The 24,727-nt window shown below is 75.0% G+C and carries 23 protein-coding genes; 10 read left to right on the top strand and 13 right to left on the bottom strand.

The window, feature by feature from the left end:
* Positions 1-128 precede the first annotated feature (128 nt).
* From AC07BF_RS00940 to AC07BF_RS00925, 4 genes are all read right to left on the bottom strand, one after another.
* Positions 129-1,346: a cytochrome P450 gene (locus AC07BF_RS00940; RefSeq protein WP_478332696.1), complete on the bottom strand. Its 1,218-nt coding sequence runs from the start codon at positions 1,344-1,346 to the stop codon at positions 129-131.
* 93 nt (positions 1,347-1,439) lie between these two features.
* A complete protein-coding gene (locus tag AC07BF_RS00935; protein WP_400985081.1) occupies positions 1,440-2,807 on the bottom strand; it encodes an NAD(P)/FAD-dependent oxidoreductase in 1,368 nt (455 codons plus the stop codon).
* Entirely contained in the window at positions 2,797-3,006 is a 210-nt protein-coding gene (locus tag AC07BF_RS00930; RefSeq protein ID WP_363630578.1) for a ferredoxin, read from the bottom strand. The genes AC07BF_RS00935 and AC07BF_RS00930 overlap by 11 nt, the downstream gene beginning before the upstream one ends.
* Before the next feature lie 146 nt (positions 3,007-3,152).
* Positions 3,153-3,971, bottom strand: coding sequence for a hypothetical protein (locus tag AC07BF_RS00925; RefSeq protein WP_478332695.1), 819 nt, complete (start codon positions 3,969-3,971; stop codon positions 3,153-3,155).
* Positions 3,972-4,078: 107 nt separating this feature from the next.
* On the opposite strand from AC07BF_RS00925, the gene AC07BF_RS00920 reads away from it, so the two are divergent.
* The gene (locus AC07BF_RS00920) at positions 4,079-4,579 is read left to right on the top strand and encodes an inorganic diphosphatase (protein WP_363589614.1); all 501 of its coding nucleotides are present in this window, start codon (positions 4,079-4,081) and stop codon (positions 4,577-4,579) included.
* A 51-nt stretch (positions 4,580-4,630) separates the two neighbouring features.
* Here the strand turns inward: AC07BF_RS00920 and AC07BF_RS00915 are convergent, their stop codons facing one another.
* Positions 4,631-5,890, bottom strand: a complete 1,260-nt coding sequence (locus AC07BF_RS00915) for a pyroglutamyl-peptidase I (protein ID WP_363589612.1) — start codon at positions 5,888-5,890, stop codon at positions 4,631-4,633.
* 207 nt (positions 5,891-6,097) lie between these two features.
* Between AC07BF_RS00915 and AC07BF_RS00910 the strand changes: the two genes are divergently transcribed.
* The gene (locus tag AC07BF_RS00910; RefSeq protein ID WP_400806061.1) at positions 6,098-7,192 is read left to right on the top strand and encodes a TerD family protein; all 1,095 of its coding nucleotides are present in this window, start codon (positions 6,098-6,100) and stop codon (positions 7,190-7,192) included.
* Between the two features lie 101 nt (positions 7,193-7,293).
* Here the strand turns inward: AC07BF_RS00910 and AC07BF_RS00905 are convergent, their stop codons facing one another.
* Entirely contained in the window at positions 7,294-7,965 is a 672-nt protein-coding gene (locus tag AC07BF_RS00905) for a TetR/AcrR family transcriptional regulator (protein ID WP_363589099.1), read from the bottom strand.
* Positions 7,966-8,112: 147 nt separating this feature from the next.
* Between AC07BF_RS00905 and AC07BF_RS00900 the strand changes: the two genes are divergently transcribed.
* Complete coding sequence (locus AC07BF_RS00900; RefSeq protein WP_363589133.1) at positions 8,113-9,150, top strand: aldo/keto reductase; 1,038 nt, start codon at positions 8,113-8,115, stop codon at positions 9,148-9,150.
* Positions 9,151-9,200: 50 nt separating this feature from the next.
* Positions 9,201-9,782, top strand: coding sequence for an N-acetyltransferase family protein (locus tag AC07BF_RS00895; protein ID WP_478332694.1), 582 nt, complete (start codon positions 9,201-9,203; stop codon positions 9,780-9,782).
* Positions 9,783-9,796: 14 nt separating this feature from the next.
* On the opposite strand, the gene AC07BF_RS00890 is transcribed toward AC07BF_RS00895, so the two are convergent.
* Complete coding sequence (locus tag AC07BF_RS00890) at positions 9,797-11,863, bottom strand: MDR family MFS transporter (protein ID WP_478317579.1); 2,067 nt, start codon at positions 11,861-11,863, stop codon at positions 9,797-9,799.
* 229 nt (positions 11,864-12,092) lie between these two features.
* Between AC07BF_RS00890 and AC07BF_RS00885 the strand changes: the two genes are divergently transcribed.
* Positions 12,093-13,562, top strand: coding sequence for an MFS transporter (locus AC07BF_RS00885; RefSeq protein ID WP_363630566.1), 1,470 nt, complete (start codon positions 12,093-12,095; stop codon positions 13,560-13,562).
* Between the two features lie 27 nt (positions 13,563-13,589).
* Here the strand turns inward: AC07BF_RS00885 and AC07BF_RS00880 are convergent, their stop codons facing one another.
* Entirely contained in the window at positions 13,590-14,459 is an 870-nt protein-coding gene (locus AC07BF_RS00880; RefSeq protein ID WP_478317580.1) for an ABC-2 transporter permease, read from the bottom strand.
* Positions 14,456-15,367 carry an ABC transporter ATP-binding protein gene (locus AC07BF_RS00875; RefSeq protein WP_363589109.1) on the bottom strand — a complete coding sequence of 304 codons (912 nt, stop codon included), beginning with the start codon at positions 15,365-15,367 and terminating at the stop codon, positions 14,456-14,458. The genes AC07BF_RS00880 and AC07BF_RS00875 overlap by 4 nt, the downstream gene beginning before the upstream one ends.
* 132 nt (positions 15,368-15,499) lie before the next feature.
* On the opposite strand from AC07BF_RS00875, the gene AC07BF_RS00870 reads away from it, so the two are divergent.
* Positions 15,500-16,690 carry a sensor histidine kinase gene (locus AC07BF_RS00870; RefSeq protein WP_478317581.1) on the top strand — a complete coding sequence of 397 codons (1,191 nt, stop codon included), beginning with the start codon at positions 15,500-15,502 and terminating at the stop codon, positions 16,688-16,690.
* Positions 16,687-17,427: a response regulator transcription factor gene (locus AC07BF_RS00865; protein ID WP_363630561.1), complete on the top strand. Its 741-nt coding sequence runs from the start codon at positions 16,687-16,689 to the stop codon at positions 17,425-17,427. Before AC07BF_RS00870 ends, AC07BF_RS00865 begins: the two co-directional genes overlap by 4 nt.
* Before the next feature lie 11 nt (positions 17,428-17,438).
* Here the strand turns inward: AC07BF_RS00865 and AC07BF_RS00860 are convergent, their stop codons facing one another.
* The 4 genes from AC07BF_RS00860 to AC07BF_RS00845 all read right to left on the bottom strand — a co-directional run bounded on the left by AC07BF_RS00860 (position 17,439) and on the right by AC07BF_RS00845 (position 20,647).
* Positions 17,439-18,278, bottom strand: coding sequence for an SAM-dependent methyltransferase (locus AC07BF_RS00860; protein WP_363589115.1), 840 nt, complete (start codon positions 18,276-18,278; stop codon positions 17,439-17,441).
* A 129-nt stretch (positions 18,279-18,407) separates the two neighbouring features.
* Positions 18,408-19,169 (bottom strand): hypothetical protein, encoded by a 762-nt coding sequence (locus tag AC07BF_RS00855; protein ID WP_363589117.1) that lies wholly within the window; start codon positions 19,167-19,169, stop codon positions 18,408-18,410.
* Between the two features lie 120 nt (positions 19,170-19,289).
* On the bottom strand, positions 19,290-20,303 hold the full coding sequence (locus tag AC07BF_RS00850; RefSeq protein ID WP_363589119.1) for a DUF1648 domain-containing protein: 1,014 nt from the start codon (positions 20,301-20,303) through the stop codon (positions 19,290-19,292).
* Positions 20,300-20,647 carry a GntR family transcriptional regulator gene (locus AC07BF_RS00845; protein ID WP_363589121.1) on the bottom strand — a complete coding sequence of 116 codons (348 nt, stop codon included), beginning with the start codon at positions 20,645-20,647 and terminating at the stop codon, positions 20,300-20,302. Before AC07BF_RS00845 ends, AC07BF_RS00850 begins: the two co-directional genes overlap by 4 nt.
* A 136-nt stretch (positions 20,648-20,783) precedes the next feature.
* On the opposite strand from AC07BF_RS00845, the gene AC07BF_RS00840 reads away from it, so the two are divergent.
* The 3 genes from AC07BF_RS00840 (at position 20,784) to AC07BF_RS00830 (ending at position 24,445) form a co-directional block, all read left to right on the top strand.
* Positions 20,784-23,183, top strand: coding sequence for a sensor histidine kinase (locus AC07BF_RS00840; RefSeq protein WP_478332693.1), 2,400 nt, complete (start codon positions 20,784-20,786; stop codon positions 23,181-23,183).
* A gap of 287 nt (positions 23,184-23,470) precedes the next feature.
* The gene (locus tag AC07BF_RS00835; protein ID WP_400806037.1) at positions 23,471-24,025 is read left to right on the top strand and encodes a universal stress protein; all 555 of its coding nucleotides are present in this window, start codon (positions 23,471-23,473) and stop codon (positions 24,023-24,025) included.
* Between the two features lie 3 nt (positions 24,026-24,028).
* Complete coding sequence (locus AC07BF_RS00830; RefSeq protein WP_363631936.1) at positions 24,029-24,445, top strand: hypothetical protein; 417 nt, start codon at positions 24,029-24,031, stop codon at positions 24,443-24,445.
* Positions 24,446-24,727 lie beyond the last annotated feature (282 nt).

The following is a 24,727-nucleotide window of genomic DNA, read 5'->3' as shown; positions in this document are numbered from 1 at the left end:
ACGACGGGGTGGGGCGGGGGGAACCCGCCCCTTCCTCCTGTGGGTGGCGGGTGGGGCGGGCCCCCCTGGAACCCCACAGACTGTCCCGGGCCCGGGGAGGCGGCGTCGCCCCCCCGGCCCCGGGCTGCTCAGTCCCTGACCCCGGACAGCGCGAGCGGCAGGTGCCGGGGCCCGCGCAGGACGGGGCTGCGCCGGTACTCGGGCGGGTCCTGGAGCAGCCGGGGGCCGTCCAGGCGGTGGATGAGCGCGGTGAGCGCGAGCTGCGCCTCGACCCTGGCGAGCGGTGCGCCGAAGCAGCTGTGCACGCCGCTGCCGAAGCCGAGGTGCTGGTTGTCCTGGCGGTTCGGGTCGAAGCGGTCGGGCTCCTGGAACCGCAGAGGGTCCCGGTTGGCGGCGGCGAGCACCAGGATCAGCGGCGCGCCCTTGAGGACGGTGACCCCGGCGACGTCGATGTCGGTGAGCGCGGTGCGCTGCGGCAACAGCTGGACCGGGGGTTCGTAGCGCAGCAGTTCCTCCACCGCGCGCGGCATCAACTCCGGCTTGTCGCGCAGCAGTTCCAGGCTTTCCGGCTGGCGCAGCAGGGTGAGCACGCCGTTGGTGATCAGGTTGACGGTCGTCTCGTGCCCGGCGATGAGCAGCAGGACCGCGGTGGCCATCAGCTCCGTCTGGGTGAAGCCGCCCGACGGGCCGGGGTCGTTGACGAAGGCGGAGAGCATGTCGTCGGACGGCTTGCCCCGGCGGCTCTCGGCGAGTTCGCCGAGGTACAGCCCCATCTCCATCCGGGCCTGCGTGGCCGCGCGCTGGCGCTCGGTCGGATCGCTGTCGGGAGTGGGGTCGAAGCCCGCGATCAGCGTCTCGGACCAGGCGTGGAACCGCGGCTCGTCCTCGCGCGGCACGCCGAGCAGCCGGCAGATGACGGTGACCGGCAGCGGGTAGGCGAAGTCCTCGACCAGGTCGATCCGGTCGCGGCCCCGGAGCCCGTCGACCAGTTCCCCGGTGATCCGCGCGATCTCGTCGTGCATGGCGTCGACCCGGTCGGGCGCGTGGGGCGGGCCGAAGGGCCGCATGGCGATGTTGCGCAGCCGTTCGTGCTCGGGGTCGTCCCGGCCGATGAAGGCGACCGGGACGCTGCCCTGCATCTCGTCCGGGACGGTGCGGTTGCGGCGGTCCGAGCTGATCCGCGGGTCGTGCAGCAGCGCGGCGACCTCGTGGTAGGTGCCGACCAGGTAGCTGCCGTCGTCCTGGCGGGCCACGCCGTGGTCGCGGAGCTCGGCGTACAGGGGGTAGGGGTCGGCGCGGTTGGCGTAGTCGGTGATCCGGCGGAACAGGGTGTCGGCGGCGGCCATGCGCGGTGGCTCCTCGGAGGTGGCGGAGGTGGTGGTCCTCGACGGGCGGCGGGGCCCGGTGGGCGTGCGCCCGTCGAGCGGTGGCGGGTGGGCTCAGCCGCCCCAGCGCCGCAGGGTCAGCCGCCGGTCGGGCAGGTGGCCGGTGAGGGCGACGGTCGGGCCGTGCGAGAGCACCTTCGGGTCGGGCACGTCGGAGGGGACCGGGATGCGGGAGGCGGGCGGCTCCACGCCGGCCCAGTCGGGCGGGAACGGCGCGGCGGCCTCGATCAGCCGCTGGTAGTGCTCCAGCCACTTGGCCCGGTTCACGCTGACGGCGGCCGTGATCCGGCCCCGGTACCCGTAGACCGCGACGAGCCGGCGCTCCTCGACCGAGCCCTGGGCGAGGACCACGTGGTCGGAGAAGGTGGGCACGCCGACGGACTTGATGTTGAGCCCGAACTGGCTGGACCAGAAGGAGGGGACGCTCAGGTGCGGCCGCCGTTGCGGCCCCGGGCTGACCATGTTGTGCGCCGCCACCTCGGCCTGCGCGACCGCGTTGCCCCAGTGTTCGAGGGAGAGCAGCTGGTACTCGAAGAGGGGGTGCGGGAAGCGGGCGACGTCGCCCGCGACGAAGACGTCGTCGGTGACGATCCCGTACATGTTGAAGGCGCGGCAGCCCGCGTCGCAGGCCACCCCGCGCGGACCGGCGGCGAGCCCCGACTCGGCCAGCCATTCGGTGTTGCGGACGGCGCCCAGGGCGACCACGGCGACGTCCGCCTCGATCCGGGTGCCGTCGGAGAGCTCGGCGCCGGTGAGCCGGCCCGCTCGGCCGGTCAGCGCGGAGACGGTCACCCCGCAGCGCAGGTCGACGCCGTGGGCGAGCTGGACCTTGGCCGCGAGGGCGCCGAAGGCCCCGCCGAGGGCCCCGACCAGCGGGGCGGGGCCGCGCTCGGCGACGGTCACCGCCAGGCCGCGCTCCCGGCAGGCGGAGGCGATCTCGGAGCCGGTGAACCCGGCGCCGATCACCAGCACCCGCTTCGGGCCGGCGTCCAGCCGCTCGGCCAGGCCGGCCGCGTCCTCGGCGGTGCGCAGGGTGAACACCCCGTCGAGTGCGGCCTGCTCGGCCTTCGGCCAGGGCCTGGCCCGGGTGCCGGTGGCGATCAGCAGCCGGTCGTAGGGCAGCTGCTCGCCGTTCGCGAGCAGGACCTGCCTGCCGGCCCCGTCCACACCGGTGGCGCGGACGCCGAGCTTCCACTGCGCGTCCACTTCGCGGCGCCGGGGCAGCGCGGTCTCCTCGGCGCGCACCCGCCCGAGCAGCACCTGTTTGGACAGGGGCGGCCGGTCGTACGGGGGAAGGCGTTCCTCGCCGACCACGGTCAGCTGCCCGGCGAAGCCCTCGTCCCGTAGCGTCTCGGCGGCGCGCAGGCCGGCCAGCGAGGCGCCGACGATGACGATCCGGCCGTTCTTGAGGTCATCGGACATCGGACCGGCCCTCCTCCTCGACCAGGATGGCCTGCACCGGGCAGGCCGCGACGGCCCGTCGGACGCGGTCACGCTGGTCCTCGGCGGCCTGCGGGGTGTAGAGCAGGGCCTCCTCCCCGTGCAGCTCGAACACTCGGGGAGCGAGGAACGCGCATTGCGCGTAGCCCTGGCAGCGGTTGAGGTCGACGACGATCTTCACGGTCTCTCCTCCCGGGCACGTCTGTGTCCGTCCTACCGCCGCCGGAGCGGCCGCGCGCCCGGTACTGCTCCGTGGGAGCGGTCGCGGAGAGTGGCCGCCGGGGAACGCCGGGGGCCAGGAGAGCAGTTCGCCCGGCCGGACACGGCCTAGTTCGGCGACTCCAGCCCGAGGGCCCAGCGGTGGGTGGTGTAGCCGCCCATCCGGGTCGGGTGGCGCTCCACGAGCGTCACGGTCAGGCCGTCGGCCGTGCGGCGCAGCGTGCCGGTGAACCGGCGCAGGTCGTCGCCGGACAGCGGGAGCAACTCGGCGAGCACGGTGGCGTCGAGGTCGCGCCCGACGGCGCGCAGCACCCCCGCGTCCAGCACCAGGACGGTGCCGTCGGCCAGCACCACCGGCGCGGGGGCCTGCGGGTCGGCGAGCAGCGGGCCGTTCTCGATCCCCCCGCCGGGCAGCAGCCGCACCACCCGGCTCCCGGTCGGCCGGCGGCGGTCGGTCTCGACGACGCGCAGGCCGCCGCCGACCACGTAGTGGCCGTAGCTGCGCCAGGAGTCGACCAGGGTGGCGTCCCGGTCGTAGGCCCAGGTGTCGAAGGCGCCGTAGCCCTCCAGGCCGAGCACGAAGCGGCCGCCGCCCAGGGCCGTGCCGCGCTCGCCGCGCAGTTCGGCGACCAGGGCGCCGTCGTCGAGGTCCAGCAGCAGGGCCGGGCCGAGGTGGCCCCAGGCGGTGTACTCGAAGGAGTCGGTGGTGACCAGCGCCCGGCCGCCGGAGAGGTGGGCCGCGTTCGGGCGCCCCGCGCAGGGGCGGCGCCAGCGGACCAGGCCCTCGGCGTCGACGCAGCTGATCTCGCCGTCCCGCCCGTACAGCGCCAGGCCGCCGTGGCGGGCCAGCGGCCCCTGCGGGCGCCCCTGCGGCCGCCCGCCGCTGCGGCGGTGGTGGTCCTGGACGGTGACACGCCAACTCCCCATGATCCGGATGCTAACGGACCCCAGCGGGCCGTGGAGGGCGTTTGCGGAGGGTGCCCGGACGGCCGGGACGGCGGACAATCTCCCCAGGCGCAGAGGAGGAGGCCGCGGTGGAGTTCGAGGTGTTGATCGAGACCCCGCAGGGGTCGCGGAACAAGTACGTGATGGACTTCGCGGCGGGCCGGATCCGCCTCGACCGCACCCTGTTCACCGCCACCCGCTACCCCGCGGACTACGGCTACGTCGAGGGCACCCTCGGCGGCGACGCGGAGCCGCTGGACGCGCTGGTGCTCGGCGGCGAACCGGCCGTGCCGGGGTGCGTGATCACCTGCCGGGCGGTCGGCATGTGGGTGATGCGGGACGAACGCGGGCCGGACCAGAAGGTGCTGTGCGTCCCCGCCCACGACCCGCGCTACGGAGACCTGCGCGACATCGGCGACCTGCGCGAGTTCGACCTGCTGGAGATCACCCACTTCTTCCAGGTCTACAAGGACCTGGAGCGCGGCAAGTCGGTCGAGGGCTCGCACTGGGCGGACCGGGAGGCCGCGTACGCGCAGATCGCCGAGTCCCGGGCGCGCGCGGCGGGGACGCGCTTCGCCCGGCCGGTGTAGTAGCCGTCCCCGCCGTGCCCGGGGCTCAAGAACCGGGCGCGGCACCGGGGCTCAGAACCGGGCGTGGCGCAGGATCTCGCGGACCTGGTCGGCGATGGCGGCCTCGTTCTGCTCGAACTCCGGGGCGGTGAGGCGGTCCTGCTGGGCGGGCAGGCCGGTGAGCACGGGGGTGTGCAGGTGGCCGCCGGGGAGGTCGGGGGCGAGGTCGAGGCGCAGGCGGTTGGAGCGGTAGGCGACCTCGTTGGAGAGGTACCCGCCGCCGCCACCGGCGACGGCGCGGGAGCCGGGGGTGGGGCCGTCCGCGCGGTCGACGGGGTCGACGCCGCCCTCGGGGATCTCGGTGACGGTGGTGTTGAGGCGGACGGGGTAGGGCTGCTGGACGGCCGTCATGGCGTCGGTGGGCAGGGTGGTGCGGATGAACTCCGGGCCGTCGTCCAGGCCCGGGGCGGTGACCGGGTGCTGCCGGGTGCCGCCGGAGAGGGTGCCGGTGTTGTCGGTGGCGGGATCGGCGGAGCGGGCCCGCCCGGCCCAGGCCTCCAGGGTGAACAGGCCCGGGTAGCCCTGGCTGATGCTGGTGATCAGGTCGGCGGCCTGCGGGCCGGGGGTGAGGTGCGGGCCGAAGGCGCGCTCGACGACGCCGTCGTCGAAGTCGCCGTAGCGGACCGGCAGCAGGACGGCCCGGACTTCGGCGGGGCTGCCGTCGGCGAGGGTGATCCGCCGTCCGTGCAGTTGCAGCACGGCCGCGCCGGAGGGGTTGGCGCGGCGCGGCTCGGTGTCGAGGCCGTACGGGTCGAAGCCGCTGACGAAGATCCGCCGGACGCCGGGGGCGGCGGTGAAGCCGTCGTCGAGGCCCCGGGAGGCGTCCTCGAAGCGGGCTCGGAGGTCGGCCGGGTCGACGTCGAACCCGGGCTGCCAGCGGGCCAGTTGGACGGTCATCGCGAGCCTGGTCCAGTACAGCGGGCGGTCGTCGCGGGCGGGGAGTTCGCCGCTGGGCCGCCGGCCCTGGGCCCGGTCCACCCCGGCCTGCCAGAGCGCCCGGCCCCAGGCGCCCGCCACCCGTTCCGCCTGCCGGGTGTTCCGGGCGGCGCACAGGGCGGCGGGGAAGCCCCGGAGCAGGTCGCGCAGGCCGGAGCGCTCGGTGAAGGCGGTCGTCCGCTGGTCCTGGAGCCGGGCCTGTTCGGTGTCCACCGCGGCGGTGCCGACGACCTGGCAGGCGGCCGGGCCGGCCTGGGCGGCGGCCGGGGCGAGCAGGGCGGCGAGGGTGCCGGTGAGGGCGGCGGCCAGGGTGGCGGCGCGACGAAGGCGTGTCATGTTACCTGACAATAGGTCGGGAGCCGACACCCCGCCAGGGCACCCCGCCCGAGCGCCCCGGCCGGCAAGGCCGCGCCGCGGGCCTGTGGCCTGCTGGAACGTCCCGTCCAGTACTGACGGGAAGTCGGGAACCGGCGCGAGCTCTACAGCGTTGTCGTGGTCGAACAGCGGAAACAGCGGTAATTCGAACGGTTGCGGAGGAGTCCCATGAGTGTGGCCCTGACGAAGGGCGGCAACGTCTCCCTGGGCAAGCAGGCCCCCGGGCTGCGGGTCGTACGGGTCGGCCTCGGCTGGACGGCCGGCGCCGGGTACGACCTGGACGCCAGCGCCCTGCTCTGTGACGCCTCCGGGAAGGTCGTCTCGGACCAGCACTTCGTCTTCTTCAACAACCTGCAGAGCCCGGACGGTTCGGTCCGCCACCAGGGCGGCGCCGGTGGCGGCGACGACCAGGAGCGGATCGACGTCCGGCTCGCGGACGTCCCGGCCGGGGTGGAGAAGATCGTCTTCGCGGTCGCGGTCTACGACGCGGTGCAGCGGCGCCAGAGCTTCGGCCAGGTCCGCGGCGCGTACATCCGGCTCACCGACCCGGAGGGCGGCGCCGAGACGGCCCGCTACGACGTGGCGGCCGAGGCGGGCAGCGAGACGGCGATGGTGTTCGGCGAGCTGTACCGGCACGGTGCGGACTGGAAGTTCCGGGCCGTCGGGCAGGGGTACGCGTCGGGGCTCGCGGGCATCGCCGCCGACTTCGGGGTGGACGTCCTGCAACCGGCGCCCGCCGCCCCCGCGCCCGCCGCGCCCCCGCCGGCTCCGGTCGTGCCCGCCGCGCCGGCCATGGCGCCCGCCGTGCCTGCCGCGCCCGCCGTGCCCGCCGTGCCCGCCGTGGCGCCCGCTGTCCCGATGACCCAGCCAGGACCAGGAAGTTCCCCCGTGACGTGTTTCTTCGACCCCTCGCACGGCCTCGGCTCGACGGCGGTGCTGTGGTCGCCGCAGTGGGGCGTGCCGCGCCAGATCGAGACCTGCGCCGCCTGCGCCCAGCGGGTGCAGACCACCGTGCCGCCGTTCTACACCCCGCAGCAGGGCTACCCGCAGCCGGTCCAGCAGGGCTATCCGCAGCCGGTCCAGGGCCAGCCCGCTCAGGGCCAGCCGGGCCAGGGCGGGCGCCGCTTCGGCACCGGCGCGCTGATCGGCGCGGGCGCGGCCGGCCTGGTCGGCGGCGCGCTGCTCAACGAGGCGTTCAGCGACGACACGCCCGAGGTGGTTGTGAACAACTACTACGAGGGCGACGACGACAGCTTCTTCTAGGCCGCTCCCCGGGTCGCCCCCCGGACCGCCCGCCCTCCCGCCGGCCGCGCAGTTCGTCGAACTGCGCGGCCGGCGGCGTTCCCGGACGTTCTCGGGCGCCGTCAGACGCTCTCCCGCCGGTGCGCCCCCGCCCGGGCGGCCGCCTCGGCGGCGGCCGCGGCGCGGTCGGCGGCGGCCTCGTCGAGCGGCTCGGCGGTGGTGAGCATCCGGTAGTAGAGCGGCGCGGAGACGGCCCGGACCACCTCGAACGCGTCGGTGTCCGGCGGGAGTTCGCCGCGTTCGACGGCCTCGGCGACGCACGGCGCCCACTCCTCGACCCGGCGCAGGTAGAAGTGCCGCAGCGCCTCGGCGGCGTCAGGGTCGCAGGTGGCGGCGACGATCACCGCACGGAACAGCGCTCCCTGCCGGGGGTCGGCCAGCGTGCGCTGGACCAGCCGGGCGTTGGCCCGCAGGTCCTCGGCGAGGGAGCCGCTGCGGGTGCGCGGCAGTGACTGCTCGGCCATGTCCGCGAGCAGGTCGGCGACCAGCGCGCTGGTGGTGCCCCAGCGCCGGTAGACGGTGGTCCGGCCGACCTCGGCCCGCTGGGCGACGTCGCCGAGGTCGAGCCCGCTGAAGCCGCGCTCGACCAGGGCGTCCTCGGCGGCCCGCAGGACGGCGGTGCGGACCCGGGCGGTGCGGCCGCCGGGGCGCCGCGTCCCGGGCGTGGGGGTCTCCGGCGCGTCCGGAGTGTCCGGTGCGTCCGGTGCGTCCGGTGCGGAGGGCTCGGCAGTCATTAACGGGATTCCTGTTCCATTAGGTCGATGGGCCCTGCTAAGGTCGAACCATCCTAACGGAATGGGAGTCCCGTTAAGGGCTCCGAGGGGAGAACTGCCATGGAAAGCAGCACGACAACCAGCACGGCAACCAGCACGGCAACCGCCATGGAATACCGCCGACTCGGCTCGTCCGGCCTCAAGGTCCCCGCGCTCAGCCTCGGCACCGGCACCTTCGGCGGCCGTGGACCGCTGTTCGGCGCCTGGGGCACCACCGACGTCCAGGAGGCCCGCCGCCTGCTCGACATCGCCATCGACGCCGGAGTCACCCTCTTCGACACCGCCGACGTCTACTCCGACGGCGCCTCCGAAGAGGTCCTCGGCCAGGCCATCCGCGGCCGCCGCGACCAGGTGCTCGTCTCCACCAAGGCCGGCCTGCCGACCGGCGACGGCCCGCAGGACGCCGGCACCTCCCGGGCCCGCCTCACCAAGGCCGTGGACGACGCGCTGCGCCGCCTCGGCACCGACTACCTCGACCTCTTCCAACTGCACGCCTACGACGCCGGCACCCCGATCGAGGAGGTACTGGCCACCCTCGACGACCTCGTCCGGGCCGGCAAGCTCCGCTACACCGGCGTCTCCAACTTCTCCGGCTGGCAGCTGATGAAGTCCCTCGCCGTCGCCGAGCGCTACGGCCGCCCCCGCTACGCCGCCCACCAGGTTTACTACTCGCTGGTCGGCCGCGACTACGAGTGGGAGCTGATGCCGCTCGCCCAGGAGGAGGGCGTCGGCGCCCTGGTGTGGAGCCCGCTCGGCTGGGGCCGCCTCACCGGCCGGATCCGGCGCGGCCGGCCGCTCCCGGCCGACAGCCGGCTGCACGACACTGCCGACTACGGCCCGCCGGTCGAGGACGAACTGCTGTATCGGGTGGTCGACGCGCTCGACGGGATCGCCGCCGAGACCGGTCGCACCGTCCCGCAGATCGCCATCAACTGGCTGCTGCGCCGCCCGACCGTCTCCTCGGTCATCATCGGCGCCCGCAACGAGGAGCAGCTGCGGCAGAACCTCGGCGCGGTCGGCTGGTCGCTGACCGACGAGCAGGTCGCCCGGCTCGACGCGGCCAGCGCCCGCACCGCGCCGTACCCGTACTTCCCCTACCGCCGGCAGGAGGCCTTCGCCCGCCTCAACCCGCCGCTCGTGGGCTGAACCGGGTAATCCGCTTGCCGTGCCGCCCGGCCTGCGGCAAGGTCCGCACCATGTCCGAACTGCACGAACCCGAACTGCACGAACCCGAACTGCACGAACCCGAACTGCACGAACCCGAACTGCACGAACCCGAACTGCACGAACCCGAACTGCGCCGGCTCGGCTCCGACGACTGGGTGCTCTGGCGCGAGCTGCGCCTGGCCGCGCTGACCGAGGCGCCGTACGCCTTCGGCTCCACCCTGGCGGACTGGCAGGGCGCCGGCGACCACGAGGCCCGCTGGCGCTCCCGCCTGGAGATCCCCGGCGCCCTCGACCTGGTCGCGGTGCTGGACGGCCGCCCGGTCGCGATGGCCAGCGGAGTCCCGGCCGACGAGGGCGGGGCGGTCGCCGAGCTGATCTCCCTGTGGGTCGGCCCGGCGGCGCGCGGCCGGGGCGTGGGGGACCGGCTGATCGGCGCGATCGCCCGCTGGGCCGCCGAGCAGGGGTTCACCACCCTCAAGCTGGCGGTGAACCCCGACAACGACGCGGCCATCGCCCTCTACCACCGCAACGGGTTCGCCGAGACCGGCGAGCCCGGCGACCTGATGGCCGACGGCGTGCGGCGCGAACTGATCCTGGCGAGGAAGCCCTAGGTCCTGGCGGCGGCCTAGGTTCGCGCCGCGTCCTTCGAACGCGCGTGGGCCGGAAGGCCGTTGGCGAGGTCCTCGACCATCAGGCGCCAGGCGATGGCGGTCGCCGCGGTGCGCAGCTGGGGGCTGCGCGGGCGGCCGGCGTCGGCGTCCAGCCGGGCGTTGAGCCAGTCCGACCAGGCCTGGGCGAGGACGCGAACCTCCTGGGAGCCGGTCTCGGTGGGGGAGAGTCGGTCGCCGTCGCGGGTGAGGTAGCCCTCGGCGGCCATCCGGTCGAAGACCGGCTCCAGGACCTCGGGCGGCACCCGCTTGCGGGCGGCGATGAGGTCCAGGGAGGCCTGGCCGACGGCCTTGGTGTGGCCGGCGACCTCCATCAGCGCCCAGGCCCCGGCCAGGTCGACCCGGGTGTCGGCGTCGTCGACGATCGAGCGGACGGTGTCGAGGTCCACGCCGCGCACGAGCTTGCCGACGGCGTACTCCAGGTGCGGGTCGGAGTCGCTGGTGGTCGGCTGGGCGAAGCCCTCGCCCATGTCGGTGGAGCCGGCCCGGGCGGTGTCCCGCAGCTGCACCTGCTTGAGGAAGAGCGCGACCACGAACCCGACCAGGGCGACCGGCACCGTCCACAGGAACACGGTGTGCAGGGCGTCGGAGTAGGCCTGGACGATCGGGGCCGCCTGCGCGGCGGGCAGCCGGTGCAGGCCCTGCGGGCTCTCGGCGGCCCGGGTGAGCAGCGCCGGGTCCGCGCCGGTGAGGCGGGCCGAGGAGGCCACGCCCTGGGCGAGTTCGGTCTTGAGGCTGTTGGCGTAGATGGTGCCGAACACGGCGGTGCCGAAGGAGCTGCCGATGGTGCGGAAGAAGGTCACCCCGGAGGTGGCGGTGCCGAGGTCCGCGTAGTCGACGGTGTTCTGCACGGCGATGGTGAGCACCTGCATGCTCAGCCCGATGCCGACGCCGAGCACGAACATGTAGAGGGAGGCGAGCGCGGTGCCCGTGCCGGGTTCGAGCCGGGAGAGCAGGTAGAGGCCGACGGCCATCACCAGGGTGCCGACGATCGGGAACACCCGGTACCTGCCGGTCTTGCTGACGGCGTTGCCGCTGGCGATCGAGGCGAGCAGCAGCCCGATCACCATCGGCAGCGTCCGCACGCCGGAGACGGTCGCCGAGTCGCCGTCGACGTACTGCAGGAAGGTCGGCAGGAAGGTCAGCGCGCCGAGCATCGCGAAGCCGACGATGAAGCTGAGCACCGAGCAGACCGCGAACACCGGGTTCCGGAACAGCCGCATCGGCAGCATCGGTTCGACGGCCCTGCTCTCCACCCAGCAGAACAGCCCGAGGGCGACGGCGCCGCCGGCGAACAGGGTGATGATCACCCCGGAGCCCCAGGCGTACTCGTTGCCGCCCCAACTGGTCGCCAGGATCAGTGCGCTGGCGCCGATCGCGACCAGTGCGATCCCCAGGTAGTCGATCACCGGGCGCACTGCCGAGCGCACCGAGGGGATGGTCCGGGCGGCCGCGATCACCACCAGGATCGCGATCGGCACGTTGACGTAGAACGCCCAGCGCCAGGACAGGTGGTCGGTGAACAGCCCGCCCAGCAGCGGCCCGATCACCGTCGCCACGCCGAACACCGCGCCGATCGCGCCCTGGTACTTGCCGCGCTCGCGCAGCGGGATGACGTCCGCGATCAGCGCCATGGCCGTCACCATCAGGCCGCCCGCGCCGATGCCCTGGAGCGCCCGCCAGGCGATCAGCAGCGTCATGTTGGTCGCCAGGCCGCAGAAGAACGAGCCGGTGATGAAGACGACCGCCGAGATCTGGAAGAGCAGCTTGCGCCCGTACAGGTCACCGAACTTGCCGGCCAGCACGGTGGCCACCGTCTCGGCCAGCAGGTAGGCCGTCACCACCCACGACATGTGCGCGGCCCCGCCGAGGTCCGCGACGATGGTGGGCAGCGCGGTGCCGACGATGGTCTGGTCGAGCGCGGCCAGCAGCATGCCGAGCACGATGGTGCCGAAGACGACGTTGCGCTGCCGGGCGTCCAGCACCGGCGGGGCGGTCGGCGGGGTTTCGGTGGCGGCGTTCATGTCCTCAGCCTCCGGGGCGCCGGGGGAGGCCGCGATCGGGTTCGGCCGTCCGGGTGAGCGGCGGCGCGGGCGGCGCAGCCCGGCTGGCGGCTCCGGGGCCGCGCCGTCCACGATGGCCGTTCGGAGGGGGGCCGCGCGCGGCGGGCGGGCAGCCGGACCGGGATGCCGGACGACGGCCGGCCGCCGGACGCGAAGCCAGACGACCGCCGGACGCCCGGAAGGTGCTCCCATGACGGCCCAACCCCCGTGCAGCACCCCGGAACAGCAGCCCGGCGCCTCCGCCGCGGGCCGGCGGGCCGAGGCGCGGCGCTGGCGGGCGCTGACGGTCTGCCTGGTCGCCGGGTTCATGACGCTGCTGGACGTCAGCATCGTCAACGTCGCCCTGCCGACCGTGCGGGCCGGGCTGCACATGTCCGACAGCGGCCTGCAGTGGGTGCTCAGCGGCTACGCGCTCGCCTTCGGCCTGGTGCTGGTCCCGTCCGGGAGGCTCGGCGACGCCCGCAGCCGCCGGGCCGTCTTCCTCACCGGGCTCGCCCTGTTCACCGCGGCCAGCGCGCTGGCCGGGGCGGCGCAGAACCAGGAGTGGCTGGTGCTGGCCCGGCTGTTCCAGGGCGCGGCCGGCGGGGTGCTGGTGCCGCAGGTCTCCGGCTTCATCCAGGTCCTGTTCCAGGGGGCCGAACGCGGCCGGGCCTTCGGCGCGCTCGGCGCCACCATCGGTCTGTCCACCGCCGTCGGCCCGCTGCTGGGCGGCCTGCTGATCCACCTGTTCGGCCCGCAGAACGGCTGGCGCTGGGTGTTCCTGGTCAACCTGCCGATCGGCGTGGCCGCCCTGCCCATCGCCTACCGGCTGCTCCCGCCGCCCCCGCCGGCGGCCTCGCGGGCCGGGCACCGGGACTTCGACCCGGTCGGGGTGCTGCTGCTCGGTGCCGGGACGGTCGCGCTGCTGCTGCCGTTCGTCCAGGCGCAGCAGTGGCACGGCTCGACGCGCTGGCTGCTGCTGCCGCTGGCGGCGGTGCTGCTGGGGGCCTTCGTGGGCTGGGAGCGGTACTACGCGCGGGGCCGGGAGCCGCTGGTGAGCATGGCGCTGTTCGCGGTGCGCCCGTACGCGGCGGGAGTGGCGCTGTCGCTGGTGTACTTCGCCGGGTTCACCGCGATCTTCTTCATCTTCACGCTCTACCTCCAAGCGGGCCTGCACTACTCGGCGCTGACGGCGGGCCTGGCGGTCACGCCGTTCGCGGTGGGCTCGGGCGTGTCCGCGGCGATCGGCGGACGGCTGGTGCACCGGCTCGGCCGCCGGCTGGTGCTGCTCGGCCTGGTGCTGGTGCTGGTCGGCCTGCTGGCCTCGGCCCTGGCGGTGCAGCTGTGGTCGGGGTCGGCGATCGGCTGGGCGACGGTGGCGCCGCTGCTGGTCGCCGGGGTGGGCAGCGGGCTGGTGATCGCCCCGAACCAGACCCTGACCCTCCAGCGGGTGCCGATCGCCCGGGCGGGCAGCGCCGGCGGCGTCCTGCAGACCGCCCAGCGGGTCGGCTCGGCGGTCGGCATCGCCATCGTCGGCTCGGTCTTCTTCGCCCACGCCCAGGGCCCGCACCCGGACTGGGCGCTGGCCTTCCAGCTGGGCGTGACGGTCGCGGCGGGCCTGGTCCTGGCGGCGCTGCTGGTGGCGCTGGCGGATGTGGCGGCGGGCCGCCGCGACGGGTGAGCACCGCTCCCGGCGCCGGACGGCGGGTCAGTGGTCGCGGCGCTGGACGACGGCCACGGCGACCACCACCGAGGCGAGCGCCCAGAGCGCGAACGTGGCCCAGGATCCGGCGACGGTGGCCGGGTGCGCCGAGGGCAGCGAGTGGGTCAGGTCGACCTGGGCCAGCCGGCGCCAGGCCTGGAGCGGCATGGCGTGCAGGAGGTCGGCCGACCAGCGGTAGCGCTCGTTGAAGAACGCCGGCAGGAAGAACAGCACCAGGACGGTGCCCACCACGGCTCCGGCGGTGTGCCGGATCAGCGCGCCGAGGGCGAATCCGGCGAGGGCGCAGACCGGGGCGAACAGGGCGGCGGCCGCGACGAAGCGCAGCGCGGCGGGGTCGGTGACGGAGACGCCGATGTGCGTGTCGGCGAGGACCGCCTGGCAGGCGCCGAAGGAGACGCCCGCGGTGACGGCGCCGTAGCCGAGCATGACCGCGGTCAGTACGCAGGCCTTGGCGGCGATCACGGCCCGGCGGTCCGGGACGGCCACCAGCGTGGTGCGGATCAGCCCGCTCGCGTACTCGCCGACCAGGACGAGCGCGCCGACGCTGCCCGCGACGATCATCACGACGTCGGCGGCGATCATGGTGAAGGAGTCGCCGAGCGCGACCTGCAGCATGGTCGCCGGATCGCCGTCGCCGACGGTGTAGTGGTCGTAGGTGTACCGGGCCGCCTTGAGGTTGGCGGCGATGACGAACAGGGCGCTCAGGCCCAGCACCCAGACGGTCGAACGCAGGGACCAGAACTTGATCCACTCGGCGGCGAGCAGGTCGCCGAAGCGGGCGCGCGGCCGGGGGAGGGGCCGGGGACGGGACTGGGGGTGGGGGCGGGACTGGGGGGCGGTGGTCGCGGTGCTCATCGGGGCTCTCCGGCCTGGTAGTCGACGCTGTCGGCGGTCAGTTCCATGAACGCCTCCTCCAGGGAGGCGGCACGGGTGGTCAGGGTGTGCAGCAACAGGCGCTGCTCCAGGGCGAGTTCGCCGATCCGGGTGGCGTCCAGGCCGGTCACGGCGAGCGCGCCGTCCGGGCCGGGGCGGACGGTGGCGCCCGCGGCGGTCAACACGGCCGCCAGCCGGTCGGGTTCGGCCGCCCGGACGGTGACGCCGGTGCGGTCGGCCCGGGCGGAGAACTCCGCCAGGCTCTCGTCCGCGATCAGCCGGCCCCGGCCGATCACCACCAGCCGGTCGGCGGTGTGCTCCATCTCGGCCATCATGTGGCTGGAGACGAAGACCGTCCGTCCCTCCTCGGCGAGGCGGCGGAACAGGCCGCGCACCCACAGCACGCCCTCCGGGTCGAGGCCGTTGAGCGGCTCGTCGAACAGCAGCACCGGCGGGTCGCCGAGCAGCGCGCCGGCGATGCCGAGCCGCTGCTTCATGCCCAGCGAGTAGCCGCCGATCCGGCGCCCGGCGGCCTTGGTGAGCCCGACTTCGTGCAGCACCTCCTCGACCCGCGCGGCCGGGATCGCGTTGGCGCGGGCCAGCGCCCGCAGGTGGGCCGCGCCGGTGCGCCCGCCGTGGACGTCGCCCGCGTCGAGCAGGGCGCCGACGTCGCGCAGGCCGCGCGTCCGCGCCCGGAACGGGCGGCCGTCGACGGTGGCGGTGCCGCCGGTCGGGTCGTTGAGGCCGAGGATCAGCCGCAGGGTGGTGGACTTGCCCGCGCCGTTCGGGCCCAGGAAGCCGGTCACATGGCCGGGCCGGACGGTGAAGGTGAGGCGTTCGACGGCGGTGGTGCGGCCGTAGCGCTTGGTCAGCTCGGTGACTTCGATCATGGGCTCCACGGTGCCGGGCGGGGCCGGGCCGCCGCATCGGACCGGCGCTGACACCGCGGGCCCCGGCTGTCACCCCCGGTCGTACAACCACGGTCCGATGACGGCGATTCAGGCCGCCGATACGATCTTCGTATGCTTGCGACGCCCTCTCCGCCCCTGTTCCGGCGCATTCCGCCCGAGGTCTGGGTCGGGCTCGCCTGGTGCGTGGCCGCCGCCTACCCCGCCGTCCTGCTCGGCGGCAACGCCCGGTACCACGGCGGGGCCGCCGCCCACGGCGGACTGGCCTTCACCCTGGCCACCACGGTGGTGGCCTTCGCCGGCGCCGCGCTGGTGCGCCGCCTTCCGGTGCTCGCGGTCGCCCTGCTGTTCGTCGCCGCCTTCACGGAGACCGACGGCTGGGCCGCCGACACCCAGGTGCCGCCGGCCTCCCTGCTGGCCGTGGACGTCGCGCTCTGCCTGATCACCGCCACCCGGCCGCGCCGCAGCTCGCGGACCGCGTTCGCGCTGGTGATGAGCCTGCTCGTGCTGCACATCGGCCTGGTGCACGGCAACACCGTCGGCATCTTCACCGGCACCCACATCGGCTCCGCCGACGGCGCCGCGCTGCTCGCCCTGGTCGCCTGGCTGGTCGGCCGCTCGATGCGGCAGAACCGCGAGCACGCCCGGGCGTTGAGCACCCGGGCGGCCACCGAGGCCGTCACCGCCGAACGGCTGCGGATCGCCCGCGAGATGCACGACACCGTCGCCCACACCATCGGCATCGTCGCGCTCCAGGCCGGCGCCGCCCGCCGGGTCATCGACACCCGCCCGGAACGGGCCAAGCAGGCGCTCGGCGAGATCGAGAACGCCGGCCGGGACACCCTGGCCGGGCTGCGCCGGATGCTCGTCGTGCTGCGCCAGGCCGACGGCGAGACGTCGGCGACCACCCCTCAAGGTCTGGCGAACCTCGACCGGCTGGCCGCCGCGACCACCGCCGCCGGCGTCCGGGTCGAGGTCCGGCGGCGGGGCGAACAGGGCCCGCTGCCACCGGAGATCGACCTCTCGGCGTTCCGCGTCATCCAGGAGTCCGTCACCAACGTGGTGCGGCACGCGGACACCCGCTCCTGCGAGGTCCTGGTCGACCGCCGCACAGCGGGTGAGGTGGCCGTGGAGATCACCGACCGGGGCCGCGGCACCGGCACCGACCGGGGCGGGGGCTTCGGCCTGGCCGGGCTGCGCGAACGGGTCGGCCTGCTGGACGGCGAGTTCGAGGCCGGGCCGCGCCCCGAGGGCGGCTTCCGGGTCGCCGTCCGACTGCCGATCCCCGGGGAGGTGACCGCATGACCCGCGTCCTGCTGGTCGACGACCAGCCGCTGGTCCGGGCCGCGCTGGAGATGGTCATCACCGAGACCGCCGACGTCGAGGTGGTCGGCGAGGCCGGCACCGGTGCCGAGGCCGTCCGGCTGGCCGGTGAACTGCGGCCCGACGTCGTCGTGATGGACCTGCGGATGCCCGGTATGGACGGCATCGAGGCCACCCGCCTGATCACCGGCGGCGGTGGGCCGACCAGGGTCGTCGTGCTCACCACCTTCGACGACGACGACCACGTGTACGCGGCGCTGCGCGCCGGGGCGTCCGGCTTCCTGGTCAAGGACATGGCGCTGGACGACATCCTCGCCGCCGTCCGGGTGGTGGCCGCCGGGGACGCCCTGATCGCACCGAGCGTCACCCGCCGGCTGATCTCCTCCTTCGCGGACCAGCGGCCGGCCCCGGGCCCGGCGGCGGCTTCGGGCCCGGCCGCCGCGTCACCGACCGCCGCGTCACCGACCGGTGCGCCGGTGCAGGCCCCCGCGCCGACACCGGCCGCCCGGCGGCTGGGCGCGATCACCGGCCGGGAGCGGGAGATCCTCACCCTGGTCGGCCGGGGCCTGTCCAACACCGAGATCGCCGCCGAACTGGTCCTCAGCATCGCGACCGTGAAGACCTACATGACCCGGCTGCTCGCCAAGCTCGACGCCCGCGACCGGGTCCACCTCGTCATCCTGGCCTACGAGGCGGGCCTGGTCGTCGTCCCCGGCTGACGTCGGCAGGCTCAGCGCTTGATCGCCACGCCCGCGTACATCGCGATGTCCTGGTCGCGGATCGGCGCGGCCCCGGCGTCCGGGCGCCAGTGGTGGACCAGGGTGACGCCGGGGTCGAGGAGGTCGTAGCCGTCGAAGAAGGCCGCGGTCTCCTTCTGGTCGCGGATCTGCAGCGGGATGCCGCGCGCGTTGTACTCCCGGCCGACGCCGCCCACGCCCACCGGGTCGGTGTCCCCGGTGAACACGGTCAGGGCGAGGAAGCTGCCCGGTGCCAGGGCGTCCATGAAGCGGCGCACGATGCCCTGCGGGTCGTCCTCGTCGAGCACGAAGTGGACGATGGCGATCAGCGACAGCGCCACCGGCTGGGAGAAGTCGAGGACCTCGCGCAGCCGGGGGTTCTGGATGATCGACTCCGGGTCGCGGAAGTCGGCGTCCACGTAACAGGTGCGGCCCTGCGACGTGCTGGACATCAGGGCCCGCGCGTGGGTGAGCACGATCGGGTCGTTGTCGACGTAGGCGACCCGCGCGTCCGGGGCGATCGACTGGGCGATCTCGTGGACGTTGGGCGAGGTGGGGATGCCGGTGCCGATGTCCAGGAACTGCCGGACGCCGTACTCCTCGGTGAGGTGGCGGACGGCGCGCTGCATGAAGTCGCGGGTGGTGCGCATGGAGATCGGCAGCGACGGCCAGGCCTGCACCGAGGCGTGCGCGGCGACGCGGTCCGCCTCGAAGTTGGTCTTGCCGCCGATGAGGTAGTCGTAGACCCGCGCCGAGTGCGGTACGTCCATCCGCAGATCCACCGACGGGTACTCCTCCTGCGGACCGCGCCCTGCCCGGACCTCGTTCGACATGCTCGTCCTCCCGTTGCTGGGGTTCCGTCACCGGCCGCCCTGGTGGCGGGCCTTGGTGCGCATGGTAACGGTGTTTCGGGACGACAAGATGACTATCTCTTGGGGTTAAGGTCCCCTTGAGGACGCATCCTAGGGCTGGGCCGCCGGGCTGCCGGTGGCCGGGGAGCCGCTCTGCCCCGGGAGGAGCGGATGGTGTCCGTACGATCGACCGGCGGCGGCGAGTTCGAGCGCGGCGCCGGTCCAGGCGGCACCGAAGGCCCAGGTCGAGAACCACTCGCACAGGTACAGCGGGCGGACGGCCCAGTCCGTGCCGACGCCGGCCACCCCGGCGACGACGGCGAGCAGCAGGAGCACCAGGATCAGCACCCCGGCCGCCAGGTAGGCCCGGCTGACCCAGGACGGCTGGGTGGAGCGCGGGTTGCGGAAGGAGTAGACGCAGAACATCGCCAGCACGAAGAGCAGCAGTCCGGCGAAGGCGTAGTGCAGCAGGCCGACCGCGCTCTGGAACGCGGTGGCGCCCTGCGGCGCGGTCGGGCACAGGGCGACCCCGAGCGCGAACACGCCGGCGGCGGTGCTCCAGCGGTCGTCCCGGCGGTCGAAGCGGTAGCAGATCAGGAACACCCCGAGCGCGCACAGGCCGCCCACGAAGAGGTTCCGGGTGCTGGTGTAGTACGAGCCGCTCATCGAGGCCGGCCAGAATCCCGCCGTGCTCTGGCCCCTGAGCTCGGCGAACAGCCAGTTCCCCAGGGGTAGTGCGAGCGGCAGCAGGATGCCGATCAGTCCGACGCCGAGTCGTAGGAAGGTGATGGTCCGTTCGTCCTGGTTGGTGCCTCCCCGGGCGTCGACCGCGTCGCGCTCCGGGTCTTCCGCCGTCCGCCGTTCGTGGGTCACGGACGCCTCCTTGCCCTCTGCACTTATGAGCAGCTGTCAGCTGGTGTACCCACGGTGCGGCCCCTGTCCACACCACCGGAACGGGCGGTTTGAAGACGGGCCCCAGCGGCGTGACGGGGGTCAGCCGGTGGGACTGGCGGACCTGGCGATGAGGGAGTTGAGCAGGGCCGCGCCGCGCTCGGCGTCGTCGACGCTCACGGCGAACTCGCGCCCGCGCCGGGTGCGGACCACCAGGCAGACGCCGCGGCGCAGCATCACGGTGGTGCCGAGGCCGTTGACGCGGTAGCCCCAGCCACCGGCCTGGGCGGGGGTGCGCAGCTCGGCGCGGGCCGAGTCGAGGTCGGCGGGGGACCAGCGCCGGCTGGGCCAGCCGAACGGGCCGAAGCCGACGGACAGGCCCTGCGCGGTCACCCGGGCCTTGACCGAGGCCGAGCACAGGACGATGGGGGAGGTGGTGACGAACGGCACGACCGTCGCCCAGCTGAACCCCATCAGCCCGCTGGCCGGGGCCAGCACGCCGACCAGCGCGCCCAGGGCGAGGACGGAGGCGCCCAGTTGCAGCCACGGGTTGGCGGCCTGGGAGAGCCAGACCAGCTGCTCGCCCGGCGCGGTCGCCGGCGCCGGGATCCGGGCCGCCGGGCTCGCCCCGGTCGGGGAGTCGATGCGCGGGCGGACGGCCAGCCAGGTCAGCAGGCCGGCCAGGCCCGCCGCCACGACCAGGACGACCACCTCGAAGCCCATCGGCGCGGCCTCCTGCCAGCGCGTGCGGTCCAGGTTGGCGTGCACGATGGAGGTCTGTGCCCCCGTCAGGAGCACCCCGACGGCCGCCAGTGCCGCCCCGGTGGCGCCGCCCGCCGTCCCGGCCCGGAACCGGCGGGCGGCCGCGGCGGCCAGCACCAGCACCAGCCAGACCCCCGCCGGGAACAGCGCGGACGCCGTCAACGACATGGAGCCGTCCGGGTCCTGTCCGCTCCAGTGGGTGGCGAGCGGGTCCGGCAGCCGGTGGCGCGCGGCCCACGGCAGCGCGATCAGCAGGGCCAGGACGCCCGCCGACCAGGCCACCGCGCCCCAGAGCGCGCCGCGCCCCGCCCCGGGCTCCCGGCGCTCCTTCGCTATGAGCTTCCCGTCCGTCACGACATCCCCCTGATCATGTCCACGAGATCGTTCCTGCTGTAGCCGGCCCGGGCGGCATCGGCGACCAACTGCCTTACCCGATCGGCGAGTTCGGAGCGCGCGTCGGCGCCTTCGGCGACCGTGACGCCACGGCCCCGGCGGAACTCCAGCACGCCCTCGTCGCGCAGCGTGCGCAGCCCGCGCAGGACGGTGTTGGTGTTCACGCCCAGTGCCCGGGAGAGCTCTCGGGCCGGTGGCAGCCTGTCGCCGGGGGCGCACTCGCCCTCGGCGACGGCCCGCCTGATCGCGCCCGCCACCTGCTCGTGCAGGGGGCGGGCGTCGCCGGTGTCCAGCTTCAGCAACATGGTGCTAATGACGATAGCACCATCCGGATCTTGCGGCGGTCCCCTCGTGCCCCCCGGCACCCGCCGGAGCGCCCGTCCCCTCGCGCACCCCGGCGTCCCGGCGGAGCATGGACACCGAGGAGGTGGCGGCACGGCGGTGAGCGGACGACTGCGGGTGTTCCTGGGGGCTGCGCCGGGGGTCGGCAAGACGTGCGCCATGCTCGCCGAGGGCCGGCGGCTGCGCGACGACGAAGCCCTCGACGTCGTCGTCGGACTGGTCGAGACCTACGGCCGCCGGGGCACCGAGCACCAGCTCGGGGACCTGCCCGTGCTGCCCCGCCGCACCGTCGGCCACCGCGGCACCACCCTCACCGAACTCGACGTCGACGCCCTGCTCGCCCGCCGCCCGCAGCTCGCGCTCGTCGACGAACTCGCCCACACCAACGCCCCCGGCGGCCGCCACCCCAAACGCTGGCAGGACGTCCGGGAACTCCTCGACGCCGGCGTCGACGTGGCGACCACCGTCAACATCCAGCACCTGGAGAGCCTCAACGACGTCGTCGAACAGATCACCGGCGTCGCCCAGCGCGAGCGGATCCCCGACGAGGTGGTCCGCGCCGCCGACCGGATCGAACTCGTCGACCTCAGCCCGCAGGCCCTGCGCACCCGGATGGCCCAGGGCGCGATCTACCCGCCCGACCGGATCGACATCGCCCTGGACCACTACTTCCGGGCCGGCAACCTCGGCGCCCTGCGCGAACTCGCCCTGCTCTGGCTGGCCGACCGGGTCGAGGAGGAACTCGCCGACTACCGCGCCCGGCACGGCATCCGGGCGCCCTGGGAGACCAAGGAACGCATCGTCGTCGCCCTCAACGGGGCCCCGCAGGGAGAGCACCTGATCCGCCGCGGCGCCCGCACCGCCACCCGGGTGCACGGCGACCTGATCGGCGTGCACGTCCGGCCCGACGACGGCGCCACCGTCCACGAACCGCCCGCCCTCGCCGGCCAGCGCGCACTGCTGCACGAACTCCACGGCGGCTACATCGAGGTCGACGGCAACGACGCCGCCCGCGCCCTGGTGGACTTCGCCCACGCCGAGAGCGCCACCCAGATCCTGCTCGGCCCGACCAGCCGCAGCCGCCTGCGCGAACTGGTCTCCGGCTCGGTGATCAACCGCGTCATCCGGATGGCCGGCCCGATCGACGTCCGGGTCGTCCCCCCGCCCCAACCCGGCCTGCTGGCCGTCCCGCCCGCACCCCGGCGCCGCCGCCCGGCCGCCGTCCCGCCGCGCCGCCGGCGCCTGGCCTGGCTGGCCGGCCCGGCCGCAACGGCCGCCCTGGCCTGGGCGCTCTCCCCGCTGCGCGACTCGCTCGCCCTCCCCGGCGCCCTGCTCTGCCTGCTGCTGGCCGTCGCCGCCACCGCCCGGCTCGGCGGCCTGCCGCCCGCCGCCGCCAGCACCGCCGCCGGGGCGCTCGCCGCCGACTACTTCTTCACCGCGCCCTGGCACAGCCTCGCCGTCACCCGGGGCGCCGACCTCGCCGCGCTGCTGCTCTTCCTCGCCGTCGCCGGGATCATCGCCCACCTCATCGACGGCCTCACCCGCCGCTCCCAGCAGGCCGACCGGGCCCGCGCCGAAGCGGCGGTGCTGGCCCGGCTGGCCGGGGCGGCGGTCGAATCCGGCGCCCGCGCAGTGCCCGACCTGGTCGCCGACCTGCGCCAGGTGTTCGGCCTGGAGGGCGCCGTCGTCCTGGTCCGCACCGGCCAGCTGTGGCGCCCCGCCGCCGCGTCCGGCACCGCCCTCCCGCAGCGCCCCGAAGAGGCCTCGCTCGCCGTCGACCTCGGCCCGGACGCCGTCCTGGCCCTGCGCGGACCGGCGCTCACCGAGCAGGACACCCGACTGCTCGGCCCCTACGTCACGCAGCTGCGACTGGCCCGGGAACGCGAACGGCTGGCCGCCCAGGCCGCCGCCGCCGAGACCCTCGCCCACACCGACGCCCTGCACACCGCGCTGCTGGAGGCCGTCGGACAGGACCTGCGCGCCCCGCTCGCCGCGCTGCGTCGCGAGGCCGCCGACCTGCCGGGGCCGCCGGGGCGGCGGATCGCCGCCGAGGTGCGGCGGATGGAAGGCCTGGTCGCCGACCTGCTGGACCTCGACCGGCTGCGGGCCGGCGAGCAACCGGTGCTGCTGCGTCCGACCGCGCTGGCCCCGGTGCTCGCCGCCGCGCTGGCCGCCCTGCCCGCCGAGCAGAGCGGCGAGCAGCGCGACGTGCGCCTCGCCCTCCCGGACGGCCTGCCGCCCGTGCTCGCCGACGCCGGCCTGCTGGAACGCGCCCTCGCGGACGTCCTGGCGGGGGCCGCCGGGCCCGCCCTGGTGGACGCGGGCGCGGTGGGCGGGCGGATCCACCTCCGGGTGAGGGCCCCGGGCCCGGCCGCCGACGGCACCGGCCTCACCGTGGCGCGGGGCTTCGTCGAGGCGATGAACGGCGAGCTCACCGTCGAACCGTCTCCCGCCGGCGGCACCGCCTACACCCTCGACCTCGCCCGCGCCCCGGCCTGACGTTACGGCTGATCGCCCGTGATCCGGTATCCGGGGTACCGCGTCGCCTCCCGGTTCCTGTCTCCTGCCTCCCGGCTCCCGTCCGCCGAACGGGTGAAACCAGGTGCCGGCGGGAGGCAGGCGTATGGAGCGCGTTGGGAAGGCGGCCCGGCGCGTCAGGAAGGCGTCAAGGGCGGGCGGCGGCCGGCCGGCGCGGCGGTTGGGTGGAGGACGACACACCAGGTGACGCGCCAGGTGACACACCGGGCGACACGCCGGGTACCGGAACGACGACGCGAGGACGGACCATGCACGGCAACGGGCGGCACCAGGGCAGCGGCACCGGCAGGGTGGTGGTCGGGGTCAGCGGATCGCTCGGCAGCCTCGCGGCCCTGCACCGCGGCGTGGCGGAAGCCCGCGGCCGTGGCGCCGAACTCGTCCCGGTACTCGCCTGGGAGCCGCCCGGCGGTGAGTTCGGGTATCGCCGGTCGCCGTGCCCGCCGCTGCTCGCGGCGGTGCGGGAGGCGGCCGAACAGCGGCTGCGGGACGCCCTCGACGCGGCGTTCGGCGGCGCCGACCCCGGCGTGCCGCTGCGCCCGCTGGTGATCAGGGGCGAGACCGGGCCCGCCCTCGTCCAGGCCGCCGGCCGGCCGGACGACCTGCTGGTCCTCGGCCGGAGCGGCGGCCTGCTGCGCCGCCGGCTGCGGCGCTCGGTCACGGCGCACTGCGCGCGCGAGGCGGGCTGCCCGGTGCTGACCGTCCCGGTGCCCGAGCTGCTGCACGAGCTGGAGGCGCTGCACCGGCGCACCCGGTGGCACCTGCCGGTCGGCCCGGCGCCCGAACTCGTCGCCGCGAAGGGGTAGGGCGTGCGGATGTACGCGGCCCGGCCGGGCGGACGGCGCTACCACCCGGTCCTGGAGCGGCTCTCCGCCCCGACCTCGGGCACGGTGGCGCTGCTCGCCGGCGGCGTCCTGGCGATGGGCCTCGGCGGGCTCGGCGAACTGCACTCCGGCGGACTCGCCTACGTCGCCTACCTCGGCCTGTGCGCGATGCTCGGCGCCTTCTCCCGGCCCCGGGCGGCGCCGCTGATCGGACTGGCGGCCTGGCTGTGCTGCAACGCTTTCGCCGAGCACCGGCACGGCGAACTGGGCTGGGCCGGGACCTGGCCGGAGGGCTCGCACTTCGCGATGTTCACCGCCACCGCCCTGCTGGTGGCCCTGCCCACCACCCTGCCGCGCCGGACGGTCCGGGTGGCGCGGCTGCGCCTCGACCAACTCGGGTGAAACCCCACAGACGGTCCCTCACCGGCCTTCGGGTCGGCGGGCGGACCACGCCGAGACCAGGGCTCCGGCCGGTACTCCGGAGCCCTCGGCAACCGGTGGAAAACAGGTAGGAGGCGCGCGGCGCCGTGGCGGCGGAGCGGTCGCCGTTCGGACAGCGGGCCCGCCGAGCCAGGCGGGCACCGCCGCGACCGCACCACGGCCCGCGCCGCGCGTCGTCCGTCCAGCCCAGCAGCCCAGCAGCCCAGCAGCCCGGCAGCCCGGCAGCCCGGCAGCCCGGCAGCC

It is taken from the genome of Kitasatospora sp. NPDC043950 (assembly GCF_056435345.1).
This window is presented reverse-complemented; position numbering and strand designations above follow the sequence as displayed.